This is a genomic window from Anaerotignum sp., from assembly GCF_031981185.1.
Lineage (GTDB): Bacteria > Bacillota > Clostridia > Lachnospirales > Anaerotignaceae > Chakrabartyella.
Window position 1 is genome coordinate 18,905 of record NZ_DALYUL010000026.1, and the last position, 20,574, is coordinate 39,478.

At 40.3% G+C, this 20,574-nt stretch carries 28 protein-coding genes; all 28 read left to right on the forward strand.

Features of this window, described 5'->3' with window-relative positions; all coding sequences use genetic code 11:
• Positions 1–71: 71 nt before the first annotated feature.
• The 28 genes from RTK36_RS13430 to RTK36_RS13565 all read left to right on the forward strand — a co-directional run bounded on the left by RTK36_RS13430 (position 72) and on the right by RTK36_RS13565 (position 20,448).
• Entirely contained in the window at positions 72–1,328 is a 1,257-nt protein-coding gene (locus RTK36_RS13430) for a phosphoadenosine phosphosulfate reductase domain-containing protein (protein ID WP_312047751.1), read from the forward strand.
• Positions 1,329–1,339: 11 nt separating this feature from the next.
• Positions 1,340–1,780, forward strand: coding sequence for a hypothetical protein (locus RTK36_RS13435; protein WP_312047752.1), 441 nt, complete (start codon positions 1,340–1,342; stop codon positions 1,778–1,780).
• A 479-nt stretch (positions 1,781–2,259) separates the two neighbouring features.
• Positions 2,260–3,021 carry a terminase small subunit gene (locus tag RTK36_RS13440; protein ID WP_312047753.1) on the forward strand — a complete coding sequence of 254 codons (762 nt, stop codon included), beginning with the start codon at positions 2,260–2,262 and terminating at the stop codon, positions 3,019–3,021.
• Entirely contained in the window at positions 3,008–4,240 is a 1,233-nt protein-coding gene (locus RTK36_RS13445) for a PBSX family phage terminase large subunit (protein ID WP_312047754.1), read from the forward strand. The genes RTK36_RS13440 and RTK36_RS13445 overlap by 14 nt, the downstream gene beginning before the upstream one ends.
• Positions 4,241–4,244: 4 nt before the next feature.
• The gene (locus tag RTK36_RS13450) at positions 4,245–5,771 is read left to right on the forward strand and encodes a phage portal protein (RefSeq protein ID WP_312047755.1); all 1,527 of its coding nucleotides are present in this window, start codon (positions 4,245–4,247) and stop codon (positions 5,769–5,771) included.
• Positions 5,761–7,263 carry a minor capsid protein gene (locus RTK36_RS13455; protein WP_312047756.1) on the forward strand — a complete coding sequence of 501 codons (1,503 nt, stop codon included), beginning with the start codon at positions 5,761–5,763 and terminating at the stop codon, positions 7,261–7,263. The genes RTK36_RS13450 and RTK36_RS13455 overlap by 11 nt, the downstream gene beginning before the upstream one ends.
• The gene (locus tag RTK36_RS13460; RefSeq protein WP_256148097.1) at positions 7,260–7,454 is read left to right on the forward strand and encodes a hypothetical protein; all 195 of its coding nucleotides are present in this window, start codon (positions 7,260–7,262) and stop codon (positions 7,452–7,454) included. The genes RTK36_RS13455 and RTK36_RS13460 overlap by 4 nt, the downstream gene beginning before the upstream one ends.
• Positions 7,455–7,479: 25 nt before the next feature.
• Complete coding sequence (locus RTK36_RS13465) at positions 7,480–7,644, forward strand: hypothetical protein (protein WP_312047757.1); 165 nt, start codon at positions 7,480–7,482, stop codon at positions 7,642–7,644.
• A 175-nt stretch (positions 7,645–7,819) separates the two neighbouring features.
• Positions 7,820–8,359: a phage scaffolding protein gene (locus tag RTK36_RS13470; protein WP_312047758.1), complete on the forward strand. Its 540-nt coding sequence runs from the start codon at positions 7,820–7,822 to the stop codon at positions 8,357–8,359.
• 17 nt (positions 8,360–8,376) lie between these two features.
• On the forward strand, positions 8,377–9,300 hold the full coding sequence (locus tag RTK36_RS13475; protein WP_312047759.1) for a hypothetical protein: 924 nt from the start codon (positions 8,377–8,379) through the stop codon (positions 9,298–9,300).
• 10 nt (positions 9,301–9,310) lie between these two features.
• Positions 9,311–9,625, forward strand: coding sequence for a hypothetical protein (locus tag RTK36_RS13480; protein WP_312047760.1), 315 nt, complete (start codon positions 9,311–9,313; stop codon positions 9,623–9,625).
• Positions 9,570–9,920 carry a phage head-tail connector protein gene (locus RTK36_RS13485; protein WP_312047761.1) on the forward strand — a complete coding sequence of 117 codons (351 nt, stop codon included), beginning with the start codon at positions 9,570–9,572 and terminating at the stop codon, positions 9,918–9,920. The genes RTK36_RS13480 and RTK36_RS13485 overlap by 56 nt, the downstream gene beginning before the upstream one ends.
• On the forward strand, positions 9,920–10,279 hold the full coding sequence (locus RTK36_RS13490; protein ID WP_312047762.1) for a hypothetical protein: 360 nt from the start codon (positions 9,920–9,922) through the stop codon (positions 10,277–10,279). The genes RTK36_RS13485 and RTK36_RS13490 overlap by 1 nt, the downstream gene beginning before the upstream one ends.
• Positions 10,279–10,686, forward strand: a complete 408-nt coding sequence (locus RTK36_RS13495; protein WP_312047763.1) for an HK97 gp10 family phage protein — start codon at positions 10,279–10,281, stop codon at positions 10,684–10,686. The genes RTK36_RS13490 and RTK36_RS13495 overlap by 1 nt, the downstream gene beginning before the upstream one ends.
• Positions 10,679–11,110, forward strand: coding sequence for a phage tail terminator family protein (locus tag RTK36_RS13500; protein WP_312047764.1), 432 nt, complete (start codon positions 10,679–10,681; stop codon positions 11,108–11,110). Before RTK36_RS13495 ends, RTK36_RS13500 begins: the two co-directional genes overlap by 8 nt.
• Entirely contained in the window at positions 11,082–11,270 is a 189-nt protein-coding gene (locus RTK36_RS13505; RefSeq protein ID WP_312047765.1) for a hypothetical protein, read from the forward strand. Before RTK36_RS13500 ends, RTK36_RS13505 begins: the two co-directional genes overlap by 29 nt.
• On the forward strand, positions 11,271–12,575 hold the full coding sequence (locus tag RTK36_RS13510) for a phage tail sheath family protein (protein WP_312047766.1): 1,305 nt from the start codon (positions 11,271–11,273) through the stop codon (positions 12,573–12,575).
• 15 nt (positions 12,576–12,590) lie between these two features.
• Positions 12,591–13,067, forward strand: coding sequence for a phage tail tube protein (locus tag RTK36_RS13515; protein ID WP_312047767.1), 477 nt, complete (start codon positions 12,591–12,593; stop codon positions 13,065–13,067).
• A gap of 12 nt (positions 13,068–13,079) precedes the next feature.
• The gene (locus RTK36_RS13520; protein WP_312047768.1) at positions 13,080–13,499 is read left to right on the forward strand and encodes a phage tail assembly chaperone; all 420 of its coding nucleotides are present in this window, start codon (positions 13,080–13,082) and stop codon (positions 13,497–13,499) included.
• Positions 13,500–13,740: 241 nt separating this feature from the next.
• Positions 13,741–14,229: a hypothetical protein gene (locus RTK36_RS13525; protein WP_312047769.1), complete on the forward strand. Its 489-nt coding sequence runs from the start codon at positions 13,741–13,743 to the stop codon at positions 14,227–14,229.
• Positions 14,230–14,287: 58 nt separating this feature from the next.
• Positions 14,288–16,255, forward strand: coding sequence for a tape measure protein (locus RTK36_RS13530; RefSeq protein WP_312047770.1), 1,968 nt, complete (start codon positions 14,288–14,290; stop codon positions 16,253–16,255).
• Positions 16,248–16,925 carry a LysM peptidoglycan-binding domain-containing protein gene (locus RTK36_RS13535; RefSeq protein WP_312047771.1) on the forward strand — a complete coding sequence of 226 codons (678 nt, stop codon included), beginning with the start codon at positions 16,248–16,250 and terminating at the stop codon, positions 16,923–16,925. The genes RTK36_RS13530 and RTK36_RS13535 overlap by 8 nt, the downstream gene beginning before the upstream one ends.
• Positions 16,912–17,868, forward strand: coding sequence for an XkdQ/YqbQ family protein (locus RTK36_RS13540; RefSeq protein WP_312047772.1), 957 nt, complete (start codon positions 16,912–16,914; stop codon positions 17,866–17,868). The genes RTK36_RS13535 and RTK36_RS13540 overlap by 14 nt, the downstream gene beginning before the upstream one ends.
• Positions 17,861–18,271: a DUF2577 domain-containing protein gene (locus RTK36_RS13545; protein ID WP_312047773.1), complete on the forward strand. Its 411-nt coding sequence runs from the start codon at positions 17,861–17,863 to the stop codon at positions 18,269–18,271. Before RTK36_RS13540 ends, RTK36_RS13545 begins: the two co-directional genes overlap by 8 nt.
• Positions 18,268–18,672 (forward strand): DUF2634 domain-containing protein, encoded by a 405-nt coding sequence (locus tag RTK36_RS13550; RefSeq protein ID WP_312047774.1) that lies wholly within the window; start codon positions 18,268–18,270, stop codon positions 18,670–18,672. Before RTK36_RS13545 ends, RTK36_RS13550 begins: the two co-directional genes overlap by 4 nt.
• Positions 18,665–19,726, forward strand: coding sequence for a baseplate J/gp47 family protein (locus RTK36_RS13555; protein WP_312047775.1), 1,062 nt, complete (start codon positions 18,665–18,667; stop codon positions 19,724–19,726). The genes RTK36_RS13550 and RTK36_RS13555 overlap by 8 nt, the downstream gene beginning before the upstream one ends.
• A complete protein-coding gene (locus RTK36_RS13560) occupies positions 19,719–20,264 on the forward strand; it encodes a putative phage tail protein (RefSeq protein ID WP_312047776.1) in 546 nt (181 codons plus the stop codon). Before RTK36_RS13555 ends, RTK36_RS13560 begins: the two co-directional genes overlap by 8 nt.
• Positions 20,257–20,448 carry a hypothetical protein gene (locus RTK36_RS13565; RefSeq protein WP_312047777.1) on the forward strand — a complete coding sequence of 64 codons (192 nt, stop codon included), beginning with the start codon at positions 20,257–20,259 and terminating at the stop codon, positions 20,446–20,448. The genes RTK36_RS13560 and RTK36_RS13565 overlap by 8 nt, the downstream gene beginning before the upstream one ends.
• Positions 20,449–20,574: the final 126 nt, after the last annotated feature.

The window sequence follows — 20,574 nt, forward strand, 5'->3', positions numbered from 1 at the left end:
TATTGAAAAAACAAGAAAGGAGTAAAGAGGTTTGGTCGACCGAAAACAGCTGTTTACTCCTGTGAATCAAAATGTTTATGAATTTTAGCAATATATCAAAGGAACAGAAGAAAAGCCTGGATTATAAAATTGAGGTGGCTGTGCGGGAAATTAAAGAGGGATTTTCTGCGAGCAAGTACCATCCTGCTATTGCGTTTAGCGGCGGGAAGGACAGCACGGGGCTTTGGCATTTAATCAAGACACATTTCCCTGAAAAGCAGTATTACATCATATTCGGCAATACTGGGGTTGAGTTTCCGGAAAGCCTTAATTTTGCCCGGAAGTTGGGCGAGGAATGGGGCGGTGATGATTTTTTTGAAGCACAGCCGGAAAAATTGAAAAAGGATGAATTGAAATATGAGGCGCAATGTGAGGTTTTGAAGTGGCTGGAGGATACGAAACAGCTTGACCTTGTGCTAAAAAAAGACGGAAAGCTTAAGTCGACGGGCATTTTGCAAAAAGTGTGCCCTGCGGAAATGTACGAAGATTTCAAACGGAGGAATCTCATTTGGAAAGCCGGTACCCGAAAAAATTATTTTTGGTGCGCTGATCAGTACGGGTACCCGATTTTGGGGAAGGCTGTCAGCGGAAAATTAACGGCACGGAGAATTAACATAGATTGTTTTTTGAAATATTCAACCTCTGCAAGTGATGATCCGGAACTGCTGGAATATTATGATTTGCTGAGGCAGGTAAAAATAAGCAATCACTGCTGTGCCATCTTAAAAAAAGAGCCCAGCGAGAAGCTGCAGGCAAAGCTTATGGTTGACGTTATATTTAAGGGTCTCATGGCCTGTGAAAGCCAGATGCGCAATTTGAATTTTGCCACGAGGGGTTATCTATTCCAATCTAAACGCCCCCATTGCGGAGACTTCTTCCATTGTTCTCCCATAGCGATTTGGACAGACGATGATATATGGGAGTACATACACAGATATGACGTGCCATATTCTCCTCTTTACGATATTGAATATGAGGACGAGAAGGGGCGAATGGTTAAGATTAAAAGAAACGGGTGTGTGGGTTGTGCAACGGATATTGCATTTAAAAATAATCACATGGCTGCACTGCGAAAAACCCATCCACGACTATGGAAGGGGTACATGCTGAAAACAGGATTAGGAAATGAAATTATGAAACTGCATAGGGTAAAGGGAAGCAAGATTTCCAAAATGGATTATTTCAAGGATGCGGAACAGCTTGGGGAAATCAGCCCATGTGCTTTTGATGATATTGGGATTGTGAATGATAAAACCACAATGAGCGAATATGACGGAGATGTGGATTAGGGGTGATGCCGTTGGGGAAAGAATTATTATCGCAGTATGCTGACCTTCAGGCTGAGATTGAAGATTTGCAACGTAGAATCAGAAAAACCGAAAGCCAGATTGAACGTATACAGGCTGGCGGTACCGTGTTGGACTCTGTAAAAGGGACAAGGAAAGATGGTACCATTGGAAATATCCGTATTGAAGGTTTTCCTGTAATTTGTCTAGATGAAAAACTAGATCGGCTGTATCGTTATAAAAATCAACTGCGGCATTCTGAAAAGTGTGCTATGGAGTTAGTAAGTGAAATCGAGAAATACATAAATTCCATTGAAGATTGTCGCATGAGGAGGATAATTAGATACCGGTTTATTGATAAGCTTTCATGGAATGCTGTGGCGGATAAGATGGGCGGAAACAACACAGAGGATGGAATGAGGATGGTTGTTTCAAGATTTTTTGAAAAAAAGTAAAAGTTGTTCGGTATGTTCGTTTTCAATATAGTACAATGGTATTAGTAAGAAGTGTATGATTTGATAAACCTCCTCGGGAAAGGGCATCGAAAGGTGTCTTTTTCTGTGGAGATAACTTTATCTGAAAGATATAATTCTGGAAAATTTTGTGTTATACTAAAAATAAAGGCGGTGTTTAATATGGGTGACAAAAGTCCGAAAAATAAAGAGACAAAGAAGAAAAAGGAAACTGTAGACAACACTGGCAGCACTGTAAAACAAGTTGAAAAGAAAAAGAAAAAAACGTATGAATAACAGATAAACCGACATTTAACAGTGTCGGTTTTTTCATGATATTATAATAACGTGAAAATTTAACAACTCCCCTTATGGGCATTGGCGGAAGTTGGTGCCTTATTTTTATATAAAGCTTTTTATTCTATATCAAATTGACGTAGAGCATATAACAAAGAAAAATATAAATTAGGAGGCGTTGTTGTATGAGATTTACGAGGTTTAATAGAGTTTTAGAGAGCGTTAAGAAAAATGGGCTGGATTTAATGTTGTTAAGGGTGGCGGTATGTAGTTTCGGTACATTTATGTTTTTTCTTATGTGTATTAGTTTAAATTCAGATTTTGTAAAGAACTGGGGATTTCCTACGCTAAATATTCTGGTAAATTTCTATTTTAAGTTTAGAGATAGTCGATTACACAAGAAATTTTCTTGTGTGAAAAAGAGAGCGAGGTGTTGCGGAATGACTAAAAAACAAAAGATGTTTGTAGAAGAGTATTTGATTGATCTGAACGCAACACAAGCTGCAATCAGAGCAGGATATTCTCCGCAAACAGCGTATAGCATAGGTCAAGAGAACCTGAATAAACCTGAAATTAAAAATGCATTAGAAAAGGCAATGGCTGAAAGGTCAAGAAGAACGGGAATCAGTGCTGACAGGGTCTTGATGGAACTGGCAAAGATGGCTTTTGTTAATCCTAAAGATGTAATCAATATGAGCGATGGATCTGTTCGGAAGGATGCTTCTGATGATGATCTTGCTTGTGTGCAGTCTGTGAAAGTAAAAACATCGTATTTTGATACGGGGGAAACTATTGAAAAAGAGACGAAACTCTATGATAAAAAAGCTAGTCTTGAGCTGTTAGGAAAACACTTGGGAATTTTTACCGACAAAGTGAAAGTGGAAGGAAGCACAGTCGTACAGATCCTTGATAATATTCCTGAGGGAGATAGTGATGATAAAACTTGATAGCGTAATTGCACCTTCTTTCTATGAGGTACATCAATATTTAAAACTGCAAAAGTATACCCATTATTGGTTAAACGGTGGCCGTGGATCCACGAAATCTTCTTTTGCGTCTGTTGAAATTATTTTGGGAGTTATGAAGGACCCACAAGCCAATTGCGTTGCCCTGCGAAAGGTTGGGTTAAATCTCAAAGATAGCGTGTATGAGCAACTAGAGTGGGCGATAAAAGTGCTTGGTGTAGAAAATTACTGGCAATCTAAATTAAGCCCGTTAGAACTCATATACATACCTACAGGGCAAAGGATTATTTTCCGAGGTGCTGACAAGCCAAAGAAAATCAAGTCAACTAAGTTTCGCCATGGGTATTGTAAGTACATATGGTATGAGGAAGTTGACGAGTTCGCAGGAATGGAAGAAATCAGAACAATAAATCAAAGTCTAATGCGTGGAGGCGAAAGCTTCTGCGTTTTTTATTCCTATAATCCGCCTAAAAGCCAAAGAAATTGGGTAAACAAAGAAATCCTCGAAAAGAAGGATGATAAATTTGTACACCACAGTACTTATTTACAAGTGCCCGAACATTGGTTAGGGAAACAGTTTTTCATTGAGGCAGAACATTTGAAAAGTGTCAATGAGGACGCTTATAAACATGAGTATCTTGGAGAGGTAACCGGTACAGGGGGCGAAGTATTCCACAACCTTACGATCAGGGAAATATCTAACGAAGAGATAAAACACTTTGATAGAATCGCCAGAGGATTGGACTGGGGATATGCTACGGATCCATTCCACTATACAGTCAACCATTATGATAAGACCCGAAGACGGCTCTATATTTTCCGGGAAATCCAGCTTGTAAATTTGAGCAACCGAAAGGCCGCTGAATTAGTCAAGCAGGAGAATAAGAGCAATGCATTGATTGTCTGTGATAGTGCAGAGCCGAAAAGCATTGCAGAGGTATCAGAATATGGTCTCAGGGTAATTGGCGCAAAAAAGGGTCCTGACAGTGTGGAATATGGAATCAAGTGGTTGCAGGATTTGGAGGAGATTATCATTGATCCTGTACGATGTCCTAATACTGCAAGGGAATTTAATTCCTATGAATTAGAAAAAGACAATAATGGTGGGTTCAAAGCGAAATTCCCCGATAAGGATAATCACAGCATTGACGCTGTTCGCTACAGTCGTGAAATGGATATGAGAAACGTGAGGGTAAGGTGATAATGTGTTTTTAACAGAAACCGATTTGATTAATCTGAGATTGACCATAGGTAGTAAATTGAATGATAGTGAAATTGTTGAGGCATTACTCAAAGACGATATCTTAAGCCCACAAAAGCAACTAATGAAGGATGGTGAGAAGTACTATGTTTGTGAGCACGACGTCCTCCAAAGGGATTTTAGGAAAACAATTATATCCGAGGGTGAAAATGAACACGAAGATACTACCAGGGGGCACAGGGTTCCCTTTGTAAATCCAAATAGGAGCAATCACCATAATGTAAATCCATTTCATAAGATTCTGGTTGATCAGAAAGCCTCTTATCTGATTGGACGGGAGCCCACCATTTCCGTTATAGGGGCAGAAAAAGACAGCGGGAAAAAAGCTTATGAAGGTCTGTTGTCAGAGTTTGCTGACGAGGGATTTAATGAACTGCTTTCGGATTGGGTTATCGGGGCCAGCAACAAGGGGTTCGAGTGTGTTCACGTTTACTATGACGAAGCAGGAGAATTTCGGTACAATATTGCACCGGCAAACGAAATCATACCGATTTACGATTCTGTGCATGAGAAAGATTTGCAAGAAGTCGTCCGCTACTATGATATTACGGTGATTAAAGGAAAAGAGAAATATCTTAGAAAAAGAGTGGAATGGTGGACAAAAACAGATGTAACCTACTACACCGAAATTGAAAACAAACGATTCATTAAGGATACGGAGAGGCCATATAATCCCGCTCCCCATTGGTGGGATATTACAAAACTGAATGGGTTTGAAAAGCGAAGAGAGAAGCATTCGTGGGGCAGGGTACCATTTATCATCTTGCGCAACAATAGTAAATCAACTACAGATTTACAAGCCATAAAAGGCTTAATTGATGCATATGACTTACTATCCAGTGAAGGGACAAATAACTTTTTGGATTTAGTAGAGCTATATTGGGTTATCCAAGGGTATGGTGGTGAGACAGCCAATGCCATAGCTGAAAGATTGCGCATCAATCGGGCAGTGCATGTCAACGATTCCGCAGGGAAGGTAGAGGCTAAGCAAGTAAGTCTTCCGGTAGAAGGTCGGATAGCATACCTAGAAATGCTCCGTAGAGATATTTATCATTTTGGCCAGGGGATTGATACTGATTCTGAAAAATTTGGTAACGCACCATCAGGGGTTAGTTTGAAATTTAGATATACGCTGTTGGATCTAAAGGCCAATGCCCTTTCCGCTAAACTCAAAAAAGCAATCAAGGAATTACTCTGGTTTTATACTGACCATTGCAATAGGCAAAGTGGTACGGATTATAGAGTTTCAGATATCCAGCTATCTATTAACAAGACTATGATTACAAATGATCTTGAAACTGTACAGATGATAGCAGTAAGCAAGGGCATTGTTTCTGACAAAACATTGCTGAGCAAGCACCCCTTTGTAGATGATGTGAATGCAGAGCTGATTGAGTTAGAACAGCAGGAAGAGCAAAACATTAAAAAGTATGCTGAATATCAGAATTTAGGTGATGGCGGTGAGGAATAGTGAGTATTGGAAGGGACGATTTGAAGCCCTTAATGAACAGCTGCTACATATCGGCGAGGAGAGTATTCCTTACATAGAAAAACGCTATGATGTGGCTATATATAACATCCAGAAAGAGATTGAGGTGTTTTACCGTAGGTTTGCGGCAGAGAATGAACTTACTTATGCAGATGCTAAGAAAATTCTTGATTCCGACCAAAGACAGGAGTTTCAGCTTATTCTAGAAGATTACATTCAAAAAGGCAAAGAAAATGCCATAGACCAACGCTGGATGAAAGAATTAGAAAATGCCAGCACCATTTACCGTATGGATCGGCTGAAATCATTACAGATCCAAATGCGACAACAAATTGAACTGCTTGAGACTGAGAAAGAAAAGAAACTCCACGAAGTATTAGAGAAAACATATGAACAGGGATATTATCACACGGTTTATGAAATTCAAAGAGGTATCGGCGCAGGCAGTGCTTTTGCTGTGTTGGATGCCACGAAGCTTGAAAAGGTATTGTCTAAGCCCTGGGCACCTGACGGCAAAAATTTCTCACAAAGAATATGGGGCGATGATAGAACAACGCTTCTTTATCAATTGGAAACGAGGCTGACGCAAGGTATTATTCGTGGTGAGGGTTCGGACGGGATAGTAAAGGATATTTCAAGAGTCTTAAAATCCTCTAAGAATGCCGCTAGAAGATTGGTATTAACAGAGAGTGCTTACTTTGCATCTGCCTCCCGCTTAGATGCCTATCAAACGTTAGAAGTCGAGCAATATGAGTTTGTGGCAACTTTGGATTTGAAAACCAGCAGCTTGTGCCGTAGTATGGATGGTAAGGTGTTCAACAGATCAGAGTATAAAGTAGGACTGAATGCACCCCCTCTGCATGTGTACTGCCGTAGTACCACAGTCCCCTACTTTGATGATGAATTCACCTATGGAGAAGAACGAGCTGCCAGAGGTGAAAATGGAAAAACTCATTTCTTACCTGCGGATATAAAGTATGCTGATTGGTACGAACAGTATGTAAAAACAAATCCCAACATGCAGAAACAGGAAAGAATGCTCAGAAATCTCTACTTTGACCAAAAGCTGTATGAAAATTACAAAAGAGTTCTTGGCAGTGATGTGATTAAATCCTTTGATATGTTTCGGAATATGAAGTATAATAATCCTGATGAATGGAACCTGTTAAAAACCACGTATCAAGGCTCTGAGTTCTTGCAAAGTCAGCTTTCATATATTTTAAACGAAGAAGAAAACTTCATTCCTAACCACGCTGTAATTAAAGCAAGCAAAGTGATTGCAGGCTTTGGAACAGAAATACCTATTCGTGTTGAACCCGCCTTAATAGAAAGACACGGTGGGACCGTAGGGGAATGGATGAAGAAAGCCGGCAAAGTGCAGAGTGAAAAGTATTTTTTTGATGTTCACTGGTATGAGTTGAACGGTAAGCAATATGAAATGAAGCTAAAAACACGAAAGGAGGCAAGGAAATGAAACTTAGATACATAGGTGAAAGTTTTGGTGTGGATTCATTAACAGACGGAAATATTTACGAGGCCACCATTGAAGATGATGACTATTATCGGGTTATCGATGACAGCGGGGAAGATTATTTATACGCCCGGAAAAATCCTGCGCCTTTGGATGGAAGCAGTAAAGGCGGCAAATGGGAAGTTGTTTCTTAAATGCTTGCTCAAGAGGTGAAGTTTAATGAAGATTGAGCAATATGATACAGTCAAACTTAAGGATGGCAGAGTTGGATGTGTTGTTGAGAAATTCAGTGATACTGATTTTTTGGTTGATGTTGGCAGTTCTCCTGCTGATTGGGATACAATTGACGTAAAGTTAGACCAAATAAATAATGTTGTGAAGTAGACCACTCGGACAAACGTTTGAGTGGTTTTTACATATAATAAATTAGGGGGTGATACCAAAATGAGAAAGTTACCAATGGGTTTCTAGCGTGGAGGTGATCCCTTTATCTCGTCTTTGAGTACAGACGTTAAACAGGCTCTTTTTTCGTGGGCATGATACAGAAAGGAGAGTTCATATGAAGAAGGAAGATCTAATCAAGTTGGGTTTAGACGAGGAAACTGCAAAAAAAGTAGCTGCTGCCAGTGAGGAGGAGCTAAAGGGGTATGTGGACAAAGAAACCCATACCACAAAGTTGACAGAGCTGCAAACAGCCAATACCACCATCACAACTTTGCAGGGAGCCATTAAAAAGTTTGATGGGGTTGACGTTGAGCAGCTGAAAAAAGATGCAAGTGATTGGGAAACGAAATACAACACCGATGTTGCCAACATCAAACGTGACAGCGCCATTGATATGGCCATTATGCAGGCAAAAGGCAGAAATCCAAAAGCGATTAAGGCTCTCCTAAACAGCGATAAAATCAAGCTGAAAGAGGATGGCACTTTAGAAGGCTTTGACCTTGAGGGGCTGAAAAATTCAGACGGCTATTTGTTCGATACCGAGGAGACGCAGACAATCGGTACTGGATTTGAGTCGGGTGGTGGCACAGGTGGCGGTGGTGTAGCAGAGATTAATGCGCAAATTGCACAGGCGATGGGAGTTATTACAAAATAAGAAGGGAGATATAAAAGATGCCTAATGTATTAGAGTATGCAAAGCTTTTTGAAACAAATTTGGATTTATTAGCTATTCAAACGCTGAAAACAGGGTTCATGGACGGCAATAGCGGCAAGGTAAAATATAGTGGAGGTAATGAAGTAAAAGTCCCCAAAATGAGTGTGCAGGGCCTTGGTGATTATTCAAGAGAGAATGGTTACACAAGCGGTAGCGTTTCTCTTGTTTACCAAACACTCACTATGACGCAAGATAGAGGTAGAAAATTTCTTCTCGATGCTATGGATGTAGATGAAACCAATTTTATTGCTAATGCTAGTGATGTCATGGGAGAATTCCAGAGAACAAGACTTGTTCCCGAAATTGACGCATACAGAATTTCCAAACTTGCCACAACCGCCATGGGTGTGGCGGGAGATACGCAAGTTGAATATGGCTACACTGTGGGAAATGATATCATTAACAAGATTAAAAAGGGTATTAAGGCGATTCGTTCTGCCGGCTATGATGGTGAGCTTGATATTCTTGCGACATATGATGTGATCGGTGCTGTGGAAGAAGTTGTTTTGGGGAAACTGACTGCAATGACTTTTGCCCAGGGGGGGATCAACACACAGGTGCCACAGATTGATGGCTGCCCATTAATTGCAGTGCCTAGTAACCGTATGTATACCTCAATTACTTTGTATGATGGCAAAACAGCAGGCCAAGAGGCAGGCGGATATATTAAAGGAACCTCGGCAAAAGATATTAATTTCATTATAGTGGCCAGGACGTCTCCAATTGCTGTGACAAAGCAGGATAAGATGAGGATTTTTACACCCGAGACGTATCAGAATGCAAATTCATGGAGCATGGATTACAGACGCTATCATGACATTTGGGTGCTGGATAACAAGAAGAATTCCTTGTTTGTTAATATCAAAGACACCAAAGTTTAAGGAGGCCTTTATGTATATTGTAAAAAAGGAGAACATTGAAAGAATTGCAGAGAGCAAGGCAAAGTATGATGAATACCTTGCCCAGGGATATACGCCTGTGCAGACTGATGAATTTCAGCACAAAGAAAATGAACTGTCTGAAATGACAGTAGAAGAGTTGAAAGCATTTGCGGCTGAAAACGGTATTGATATTGGTAGGTCTGCCAGCGCAGAAGGGATTTTGAAGAAAATCACAGAAGCGTTGCGCAGTTTTAATGGCGGTGATGAAAATGGCGATGACAAGGGCGGAGAAGTTAAAGGCACTGCTGGGGATAACAACGGGTGATAAGGATTTTATCATCCAATTTATCCTTGATAAGGTATCTGACATGGTATGCAATTACTGTAATATCCAAGAGATCCCACAAGGCTTGGAAAATGTCACGTTAAACATGGCTGTAGATTTATACAGGGCTGAGGGATTAGGACAAGAGCAACTGCAGGGGGCAGTCAAAAGTGTTACAGAGGGGGATGTATCTGTGTCCTTTTCCTCTGCGTCCTCGATCTCAGAGAATCCAGGAATGGCATTCTTAAAAAACTACACAAAGCAGCTTGACCAATACCGAAAGGTGGGATGGTAATGGTGCCCTTGGAATTAATTCGTAAGCATGTAGAAAGTCTGTATGATGGAAAGTGTACAATTACTGAGTTCCGAAGTCAAGAAGGATTAATCAATAACACTGTCCCTATGGTAATTGGAGAAAACATTCCTTGTCGATTATCCTATCATAGCTTTCCCAGTGGTAAGCAAACAGACACTGCTACGGTAGCGTCCCAGAGCATTAAATTGTTTCTTTCACCTGAAATTGAGGTGAAAGCGGGCTGTGAAATCGTGGTTACACAAAACGGTGTAACCACTGCGTATAAAGCTTCGGGAGCACCTGCTATTTTTGTATCTCATAAAGAGATTGAATTAACGTTGAAAGACGGGTGGATGTAGTGGCCAAGTGGGGCAATGTAGATTATAGGCAACTGGTTAAGCTCAGAGACCGGCTAGAAAAATTGCAAAAAACTGATTTGCAAAAGTTTAATGAACAAATGGTTTATGAGCTTGCGGCTAGATTGCTGCGAAAAGCTGTGAAAAGAACGCCTGTTGATTCAGGGTGGTTGCGTAACGGTTGGTTTATTGGCGGCACCCATTACAACAACGGGGTGTATGAAATTGATGTGTATAACAATACAGAATATGCCTCTTATGTGGAATCTGGTCACAGAACCAGAGATCACAAAGGATGGGTACCAGGGCGGTTTATGTTGTTGATTTCTGAGAAGGAATTGGAAAAAGATGCAGATAGAATTATCGAAAAAAGGCTTATAAAGATTCTGGGGGAGGCGTTCCATGGTTAATAAGTTGATAACAGGGATAGCCGAAGCAATACGAAAGGAATTTCCAGCAGCAACCCATAAAATTTATACAGAGAAAACGGAGCAGGGAATAACAAAGCCTTGCTTTTTTATTCTCTGTGTTTCCCAATGGTATGATGCCAAGTTAAGAGATAGATTCCGTCTGGATGCGTCCTTTGATATCCACTATTTTCCCAAAACGGATAATGCAGAGAATTGGGATACTGCCGAAACACTGCTATCTCTTTTAGAATGGATAACCGTAGATGGCGATCTAATTCGAGGCAGTAGCATTAACTACAAAATAGAGGATGGGATACTCCATTTCTTTATTGACTACAACTTGAATATGACACACAAGGCAGGAACTTATGAATATATGGAGGAGGTGAAGGTATATGGCAAAGTTAGCAAAACAGGAAGATGAAGACCAGGAGATCAGGTTTTCTAAAGATTCCCTTTTACGAAGTCAAAAGTATGCAGACTACAGGGATGTATTAACAGCTCTGTTGGAAGATGGAAAGGCTTACACCAATGGGGAAGTTGATGGGTTTATTGAAAAATTTCAGAAAGGAATGGTGAGGTAAGTGGGATTAGGTGGCGGTACCTTTTTGGTACAAAATAAAGTCCTTCCGGGTGCTTATATCAACTTTGTTTCAGCGGCCAGAGCATCCGCAAATCTATCTGATCGGGGTTATGCAGCGCTGGCATTAGAGCTGGATTGGGGTGTTGACGGTGATGTTTTTACAGTAGAGAATGCTGACTTTCAGACGGACTCCTTAAAGATATTTGGATATGACTATATAAGCCCTAAATTAAAGGGGCTAAGGGATTTATTTCTCAATGCAAAGACTCTGTATGCCTATCGTTTAAACAGCGGTGTTAAGGCTGAAAATACTTATGCAACGGCAAAGTATAGCGGTATTCGTGGAAACGATCTTAGAATAATTGTTTCGGCAAATGTGGATGAACCAACAAAATTTGATGTTGTCACAATGTTTGATACGGTTATTGTGGATAATCAGACGGTAACTACAGCATCAGGATTAGTTGACAATGATTTTGCTGTGTTCAAGAAAACCGCAACGCTTGAAGTAACTGCTGGGATGCCCTTAACAGGCGGCACAAATGGCACTGTGGTTGGTACAGCGTATCAAACATTTCTGGACAAAGTGGAGGCGTATAGCTTTAATACGCTTGGGTGCTTGTCCACAGAGGAAACTGTAAAAAGTTTATTTGTTGCATTTACGAAACGCTTAAGAGATGAAATGGGCGTTAAGTTTCAGACGGTCCTTTATAACAAAACAGCTGATCATGAAGGCATTATTAACCTGAAAAATGCTGCACTAGATGCGGGAGCAAACGGAACTGACCTCGTATATTGGCTCACCGGAGCATCAGCGGGGTGTGCAGTAAATAAAAGCAATCAGAACAAGCTTTACGATGGTGAGTTTGAGGTATATACAGATTATAAGCAAAGCCAGCTGGCCGCTGCGATTAAAGCGGGTGAGTTTGTGTTTCATAAAGTTGGCGAGGAAATCCGAGTTCTAGATGATATCAACAGCTTTACGTCAATAACTGTGGATAAAAACGATGATTTCCAAAGTAATCAGGTAGTGCGTGTGCTTGATCAGATTGGTAATGATATAGCGGTGTTGTTTAATACACGATATTTAGGTAAGGTGCAAAACAACGATGCTGGCCGGATTGCCTTTTGGAATGACTTGGTATCATATAACAAGCAGATGGAGCAGATTCAGGCCATTGAAAACTTTGTTTCTGATGAGTTGAAAGTAGAAAAGGGCAACGATAAAAAATCTGTGACAGTGACAAATCCCGTGACCCCTGTTGCTGCTATGGCAAAACTATACATGACTGTAATTGTACAATAAGGGAGGAGGTAGACTATGAGCAACATTACAATGCTGAGCAAGGATGCGGTTTCTGCGAAAATGGCAGAATGCTTTGTTACAATTGAAGGAAATCGCTATAATTTTATGAATGCCATTTCTTTGGAAGCAACTATGGAAAAATCCAAGACGGAGATTGCAGTCCTTGGTAGGCTGTCAAAGGGGAATAAGGCAGCTGGGGTAAAGGGTACCGGCAGCGCAACCTTCCATTACAACACTTCCTTGTTTCGTAAACTTATGAAACGCTTCCAAGATACAGGCGAGGATGTTTATTTCGATATCCAAATTACAAACGAAGATCCTACCTCTGCAGCAGGCAGGCAGACGGTTATTCTAAGAGATTGTAATTTCGATAGTGTCATTGTTGCAAAGTTCGATGCTGATAGCGATGATTCTTTGACAGAGGATATGGACTTCACGTTTGAGAGCTTTGAAATGCCTGAGACTTTTAATATTTTAGACGGTATGAATTAAGGAGGAATACATATGAATTTACATGCATTTTTAAACCCAATTAAAGAGGAAAATAAGAAAGTGTTAGCAAGCAAGCGTTTCATTGATGCTACCGGAAAGCCTATCGAATGGGAGATTAGAACCATTACAGCGGAAGAGGATGAGTACCTGCGTAAATCCTGTACGAAAAAGGTACAGGTGCCTGGTAAAAAAGGACAGTTCATACAAGAAATTGATACGAACAAGTATTTAGGGCTGTTAGCCGTTTCTTGTACGGTATGCCCAAATCTAAATGATGCAGAGCTGCAAAACGGGTATGGTGTGATGGGTGCAGATAGTTTGCTGAAAAAAATGTTACATGCCGGTGAATATACTGCTTTCCTTGCCAGGATACAGGAAATGAACGGTTTTGATTCCTCTATGGATGAATTGGTAGAAGAAGCAAAAAACTAATTGACGGGGGTGATGGGGAAAGTAACTATGCCCATTATTGCTTGCATCAACTCCACCTATTGCCCTCGCAGTTTATAAAGTTGCCAAGGAATGAAAAGGCTTTTATCATGGCTTCAATTCAGTTAAAGGCAGAAAAAGAGAAACAAGAAACTAAAAAAATGACCAAAAATGGGAAAAGGCGGTAGCAAGTTTTCATGTCGTGATATATAATGGCATTAAAAACTATTGGGGGGAGATATGAATGGGGCTGTTTAAACCAAAAGTTAGAAAAGATATTACAGAGAAAGAAAAAGATGCTCTTGCGTTTATGTCAAATAGAGTGGTTAGTGGATTGCCGGTGTCGAAAAATTCAGTATTCCAGACATACTTTTATGAAGATAGGATAATGATCGACGATGGATCCAGAACATTTAATTTGAATTTAGAAAAAATTGAAGATATTTGCATGAAAACGGATGTGGAAATTCAAAAAGCGATGGTTTCGAGCGCTGGAGGTGCTGTTGCCGGAGGAATGATTTTTGGCCCCATTGGTGCCATTGTAGGCGGCAGAACAAAAGAAAAAGAGATAAGAGATGTTACCACATATCTTATTATTACATATGGGAGTAACGAAGAACAAAAATATATCTCGTTTAATGTAACGTACGACTATAAAAGGGCATGTAAATTTGTAGAAGTATTTAACCAGAGGTTTAAAAAGGTCGAAGGAAATAAGATTGTAGAATTATAAGAACTGGCACTCATTTGGGTGCTTTTTTTATGCAAAAAATATGAAAGGGGGTAAACAAGTGGCTACAATTAGAACATCAATTCAAATGTTTAATGGCATGACACCCGGTTTAAGAAGCATGACCAATGCGTTAAATATAGCCATAAGCAGCTTCGAGACTATGCAAAGGGTATCGTCAAATTCTATTGATGTAAGTTCTTTGCAAACTGCAAGGGTAGAGTTAAACAGAGCCGAGGCAGCTTTCAGCCAAGTAGAAGAATCCATTCGAGATGCTGATCAACAACAGAGAAATCTCAATAACGACATAAGTCGTGGCACCGGCTTAGCAGGTAGTCTTAGGGGCGCACTCGCTGGAATAGGTGGCTTACTGGGGGTTAAAACGATTGTTGGTATATCAGATGAATTTTCAAGAAGTACTGCTCGTCTTGGATTAATGACGGTCAGTATGGAGAATGTCGCAGGGCTACAGGATCAAATATACCAATCTGCACAACGGACACGTACAGCTTATTTAGGTAATATGGATGCGGTAGCAAAGTTGGGTCTTAGGGCAGGATCAGTCTTTAAAAACTCTAATGAAACCATAAAATTTACAGAATTGTTAAACAAGCAATTTAAGATTGCAGGTGCATCTCAACAGGAAATTGGTTCCGCAACGCTTCAGCTTACACAGGCGTTAGGTTCGGGTGTTCTTCGAGGTGAAGAATTTAATGCCGTATTTGAAGCAGCGCCGAATGTAATGCAGGCGGTGGCCGACTATATGGATGTACCAATAGGGAAAATGCGAGATTTAGCTTCAGATGGCGAAATTAGTGCTAGTATTGTCAAGAATGCAATGTTTGCAGCGGCGGATGAAATAAATGAGAAGTTTAATAAAATCCCGCATACATGGTCAGATGTTTGGGTTATGGCGGTTAATAAGGTAATCAAAATTTCGCAACCTTTGTTACAAGTAATTGGTGTTCTGGCCAACAACTGGAGCATCATCGAGCCGATTATTATTGGTTTAGCAACGGGGATTGGAATTTATACAGCAGCTATTGCTGCGCATAATATAGCACTAAGTATGACTAATACTTTGCAAGCCATTGGTGCAGCAAATGCTGCAATGAAAGCGGGGGCAACACTGGCAGAAGCTGCTGCAACTACTACTGCAACGGGTGCCCAGGTTGGATTTAATGCAGCATTGCTAGCCTGCCCCATTACATGGATTATTTTAGCCGTTATTGCTGTGATAGCCGTTTTTTATGCTGTTATAGCTGTAATTAATAAAGTAAAAGGAACATCAATAAGCGCTACAGGATTAATATTTGGTACATTTGCTTGGCTGGGGGCAGCTATTCTGAATGTGTTCATTGGTGTTGCTAATGCTGCAATTCAGTTTCTCTGGACCATGTTTGTAGAGCCTTTTATAGGTATCATTGAATGGATATTAAATGTGGCTAATGGTGGTTTTGATAGCTTTGGGGGTGCGGTGGCAAACTTAATTGGTCAAATTATTTCTTGGTTCTTATCACTTGGCAAAGTGGTTACCAAGATTATAGATGCTATATTTGGTACCGACTGGACAGCTGGACTTACAGCATTACAAGACAATGTGTTGGCATGGGGTAAAAATAATAATGCTATCACATTGGAGCATAACCCACCACAAATAAGCAGAATAGGTTTAAAGGGCGCTTTTTCAGCAGGGCAAGATTTCGGTATAAACATAGCTAATAAGGTATCCGGTGTGTTTGGTAACAATGCCATGGATCAAGTTGTAGGCAATACGGATGATATTGCAGGTAATTCAGGAAAAATGGCCAACTCTATGGAAATTTCCCAAGAGGAATTAAAATATTTACGGGATATGGCCGAACGTGAAGCAATTAACCGATTCACTACCGCAGAAATCAAAGTGGATTTTAAAAATGAGTCTACAATTAATTCTAATTTAGATATTGATGGTGTCGTGGATAAGTTTACTGAAAAGCTTAGGGAAGCGGTAGACATCAGTGCAGAGGAGGTGCATGTAATTGTATAAAGTTTTATTGGGGGATATTCAACTCCCCATAGCACCGCAAAAAATCCAAATGAAAATAAATAATAACAACAAAACTATGGATTTGATTAATGGCAGCGAGTACAATTTTTTGCGATTGCCTGGGCTGACGGAATTCAGCTTTGAATTTATACTCCCTCATGCAAAATATCCATTTGCTGTGTATCCTGATGGGTTCAAACCTCCCGAGAAATATATGGTTTCTTTAAAGGCTTTGAAAGTTGGTAAAAGGCCTTTTGCTTTTAGCATTCTACGGACAATGCCGAATGGCAAAACCATGTTTGATACAAATATGTTGGTGTCATTGGAGGAATATACGATTACGGAAGACGCAGGTGAGGGTTACGATCTCACTGTTAGTATAAAGCTAAAGCAGTATCAGGAAATGGAACAGCAACAGGAGATTAAAGCACAAGTAAATACAGTAGTACAGCAAGCTGGAAATGCAATCATTGTAAAAGAAGAAAAGACACGACCTTCAGATAAAGTAGCTCCAAAGACATACACTGTAAAGAAGGGGGATTCTCTTTGGAAGATATGCAAGGCGCAACTGGGGGATGGTTCAAGGTTCGGGGAAATCGCAAAGTTGAATGGCATTAGCAATCCTAATTTAATTTATCCAGGGCAGGTGATAAAGCTTGGTACATCTTAAAATTATAAATGGGGATAAAGAATATATCCCGGTGGTAGTGGGTGAGGTGAAATGGACAACAGAGAGAGCCGGTACCCCTGGTATATTGACATTTGAAGTTGTTAAGGATGGTATTTTGAATTTTCAAGAGGGGAACGCAGTTCACTTATATGTGGATCAGGGTCCTATTTTTTATGGATTTGTTTTTCAGAAAAAAAGGAACAAAGGTGAAACGATTAGTGTAACTGCTTACGATCAGCTGCGATATCTTAAAAACAAAGATAGCTACTTATTTAAAGGCAAAACCGCAAGTCAATTTATATTTATGGTTGCCGAGGATTTCCGTCTTAAAACAGGACAAATTGTGGATACCCAATATGTTATAGAAAAAGGGGTGCTAGACAATAAAACGCTGTTCGATATGTTTCAGGAATTGTTGGATATTACCCTTACCAATACTAAAAAGCTGTATGTGCTCTATGATGATTTTGGAAAGTTGACACTAAAAAATATAGAAGATATGAAACTCAATATTGTTTTAGACAATGGTTCTGCTGAGGATTTTGATTACACCAGTAGCATTGATGGCGAAACCTATAATCAAATTAAGATTGCCTACGACGATGAGAAGACGGGAATAAGAGACATTTACATTTCTAAGGATAGTGGGAATATTGAGAAATGGGGCGTGTTGCAATACTACGAGAAGGCCAAAAGTAATGTCGGCTTACAACAAAGAGTTAATGCGCTGTTGGAATTATATAACCGCAAAACAAGGCAGTTGAGCATCAAAAATGCAATTGGATCTCCAAAAGTTCGTGCGGGGTGTAGCATTGGTTTAACCTTGGCTTTGGGCGATGTGAATGTAAACAATTTCTTCATATGTGAAAAGGTAACCCATACTTTTCAATCAGATATGCATGTAATGGATCTAACATTGAGAGGGAGTGATGGTTTTGTCTGAGTTGTTACAGCTCATAAAACAAGCAGCTAAGGAGCAAGTTGAATCATCAAAGCCTGTTGCTGTTATGATAGGAAAAGTGGTATCCGCTGCACCCCTTGAAATACAGCTTGACCAAAAATTGAGACTGACCCAAGAATTCCTTGTGCTTACCAAGGCTGTGGTGGACTATTCCGTAAATATGACGGTGAACCATACCACAGAAACTCATACCCATAGCCATAGCTATCAGGATGACAGCACTTCCAGAACAACTCAACTACACACCCATAACCACGCTTATGTAGGAACAAAATCATTCACCATACATAATAAACTAAAGGTAGACGATCATGTGATGTTATTAAGGGTGCAGGGTGGGCAGCAATATGTTGTACTTGATGTAGTAGGTGGTGGTATATTGTGATTCCTAAAGTAAATGAAGAATTGGCAAGTACAATTGTAAGACAAAAAATGCCCTCAAGGACGTACAAACTTAACATAGGAACAGATAATGTGTATGGGAGTTGTGATGGTATAGAAGCCGTGAAACAGGCTGTTTATAAGGCCCTGCATACAGAGCGGTACGATTACCTCATTTATAGCTGGAATTATGGGGCGGAGCTGAAAGACTTATTTGGACAGCAATTGACTTATGTGTATGCTGAGGTGAAAAGACGTATCGAGGGTGCACTTTTACAAGATGATAGAATCAGTAAAGTTTCAAATTTTGCATACGAAAAAACAGCAAGAGACACTTTACATATCACGTTTAACGTAGAATCTACAGAGGGGAATTTTGAAAGTGAGTTGAGTATAAATGTATGAACAAATGACCTTTGAGACTATATTAGGCCGCATGATGGACAGGGTTTCCAATGATGTGGATAAGCGAGAAGGTAGTATTATTTATGATGCCCTTGCTCCCGCTGCGGCTGAATTATGTCAAATGTATATTGACCTCGACGTTGTGATGAATGAAACCTTTGCTGATACAGCCAGTAGGGAATACTTGATATTGAGAGCAAAGGAAAGAGGGGTTATACCTTATAAAGCTACACCAGCCATTGCGAAAGCCGTATTTAATATGTCGGTACCAATTGGAAGCCGTTTCAGTATTGATAGATTCAATTATACCGTAGCAGAGGTTTTACCGGAACAAGGATTTGTTTATAAGTCAGTCTGTGAAACAGTAGGTAGTGAACCAAATCACACCTTAGGTACTTTAATTCCAATTGAATACATACAAGGTCTAGTATCTGCCCAGATAACTGAGATTTTAACGCCAGGAGAAGATGCAGAACGTACTGAGAGCATCCGGAAAAGATATCTTGCAACTTTTGACAAACAATCTTTTGGTGGAAATCGTTCGGACTATATCGACAAGGTGACGGCGATACCTGGTGTGGGTGGATGCAAGGTGTATCGTGCGTGGAATGGTGGTGGTACCGTTAAATGCGTAATCATAAATTCGGAATTTCAAAAGCCTACACAGAGTCTGATTGATGATGTACAGACCGCCGTTGATCCTACTCAAAATGCGGGGGAAGGCTTAGGCATCGCGCCCATTGACCACGTAGTAACAATTGCGGGCGTGACGGAAACAAGAATTGATATTGCGTCTGTGATTTCCTATGCTGATGGATGGAGTTTCACAGACTGTCAACCCTATATACAAGCAACCATTGATAATTACTTTATAGAATTAAGTAAGCAGTGGCCGGATAGCAATAATCTGATAGCAAGAATATCTCAAATAGAATCACGGTTACTGGATTTAGATGGGGTTGTGGATATTGGAAACACAGCGCTAAACGGCGTTGCTCAGAATTATGTATTAGGAGCAAACGATATTCCTATAAGGGGTGATGTGATTGGCTAAAATAGAAAGTTACTTTCCTGATTTACTTAAAGAAATGCGGGAGTTTCAGAAACTTGCGGAAGCAGAAAACCCAGAGCTTCTTTTTTTATGGGATGAATTAGGAATGATATTAGATAATCAATTCTTAGATACCGCAAAGCAAACAGGCGTTGCAAGACGAGAGAAGATGCTTAAGATATCCCCTAAGGCAACAGATACGCTAGATGAAAGAAAATTCCGCTTACTTGCAAGGTACAACGAAAACATACCCTATACCCTGAGAGCCCTACATAGCCAACTGACCATCCTTTGTGGCAAAGACGGGTATCGACTGGAGATCAATTACGGGTCATTTTCCTTGAAGGCCAAGTTGGAGCTGACCAATAAAAAGAATTTTGAAGCCGTAGAGGAGATGCTCGAAAGGATTGTACCAGTAAATATGTTGCTAAAAGTTGAGTTGCTATACAATCAGCATCAGCTTTTACATCAATTTACCCACGAGGCAATGAAAGCGTATAGTCACTTTGCTTTAAGAGAGGAGGCGTTGGTAAATGGCTGAGTTTACAACGAATTATAACTTGGAGAAACCTGCCCAGAATGAATTTTACAATGTGGAGGTACAGAATCGGAATATGGATAAGATTGATGCGGCCATTGCACAAGCGAAATTCATCATTGCACCCTCCGGGGAAAAGTACAAATGGGGAATGGACGCAATCGGATTATTTTTAGAGGAGGTGTAGGCCATGGCCAGTGGAGATAAGTTTTATTTAGCGGATAAGGCCACCCTGGATGAGGTGAAAGGAAGAATAGGAAATACCGCGGATACAGGGGGGAGTAGTTCCGCAGGGAGTGTTTTTGGTAAGCTG

What these genes read in the sequence shown, in the direction of transcription:
- RTK36_RS13465 (WP_312047757.1), top strand. Translation starts at nt 7,480, where the DNA reads ATGAAGATTGAGCAATATGATACAGTCAAACTTAAGGATGGCAGAGTT.
- RTK36_RS13525 (WP_312047769.1), top strand. Translation starts at nt 13,741, where the DNA reads ATGGGGCTGTTTAAACCAAAAGTTAGAAAAGATATTACAGAGAAAGAA.
- RTK36_RS13485 (WP_312047761.1), top strand. Translation starts at nt 9,570, where the DNA reads ATGGCGATGACAAGGGCGGAGAAGTTAAAGGCACTGCTGGGGATAACA.
- RTK36_RS13520 (WP_312047768.1), top strand. Translation starts at nt 13,080, where the DNA reads ATGAATTTACATGCATTTTTAAACCCAATTAAAGAGGAAAATAAGAAA.
- RTK36_RS13565 (WP_312047777.1), top strand. Translation starts at nt 20,257, where the DNA reads ATGGCTGAGTTTACAACGAATTATAACTTGGAGAAACCTGCCCAGAAT.
- RTK36_RS13480 (WP_312047760.1), top strand. Translation starts at nt 9,311, where the DNA reads ATGTATATTGTAAAAAAGGAGAACATTGAAAGAATTGCAGAGAGCAAG.
- RTK36_RS13460 (WP_256148097.1), top strand. Translation starts at nt 7,260, where the DNA reads ATGAAACTTAGATACATAGGTGAAAGTTTTGGTGTGGATTCATTAACA.
- RTK36_RS13445 (WP_312047754.1), top strand. Translation starts at nt 3,008, where the DNA reads ATGATAAAACTTGATAGCGTAATTGCACCTTCTTTCTATGAGGTACAT.
- RTK36_RS13500 (WP_312047764.1), top strand. Translation starts at nt 10,679, where the DNA reads ATGGTTAATAAGTTGATAACAGGGATAGCCGAAGCAATACGAAAGGAA.
- RTK36_RS13440 (WP_312047753.1), top strand. Translation starts at nt 2,260, where the DNA reads ATGAGATTTACGAGGTTTAATAGAGTTTTAGAGAGCGTTAAGAAAAAT.
- RTK36_RS13515 (WP_312047767.1), top strand. Translation starts at nt 12,591, where the DNA reads ATGAGCAACATTACAATGCTGAGCAAGGATGCGGTTTCTGCGAAAATG.
- RTK36_RS13505 (WP_312047765.1), top strand. Translation starts at nt 11,082, where the DNA reads ATGGCAAAGTTAGCAAAACAGGAAGATGAAGACCAGGAGATCAGGTTT.
- RTK36_RS13430 (WP_312047751.1), top strand. Translation starts at nt 72, where the DNA reads ATGTTTATGAATTTTAGCAATATATCAAAGGAACAGAAGAAAAGCCTG.
- RTK36_RS13490 (WP_312047762.1), top strand. Translation starts at nt 9,920, where the DNA reads ATGGTGCCCTTGGAATTAATTCGTAAGCATGTAGAAAGTCTGTATGAT.
- RTK36_RS13470 (WP_312047758.1), top strand. Translation starts at nt 7,820, where the DNA reads ATGAAGAAGGAAGATCTAATCAAGTTGGGTTTAGACGAGGAAACTGCA.
- RTK36_RS13555 (WP_312047775.1), top strand. Translation starts at nt 18,665, where the DNA reads ATGTATGAACAAATGACCTTTGAGACTATATTAGGCCGCATGATGGAC.
- RTK36_RS13475 (WP_312047759.1), top strand. Translation starts at nt 8,377, where the DNA reads ATGCCTAATGTATTAGAGTATGCAAAGCTTTTTGAAACAAATTTGGAT.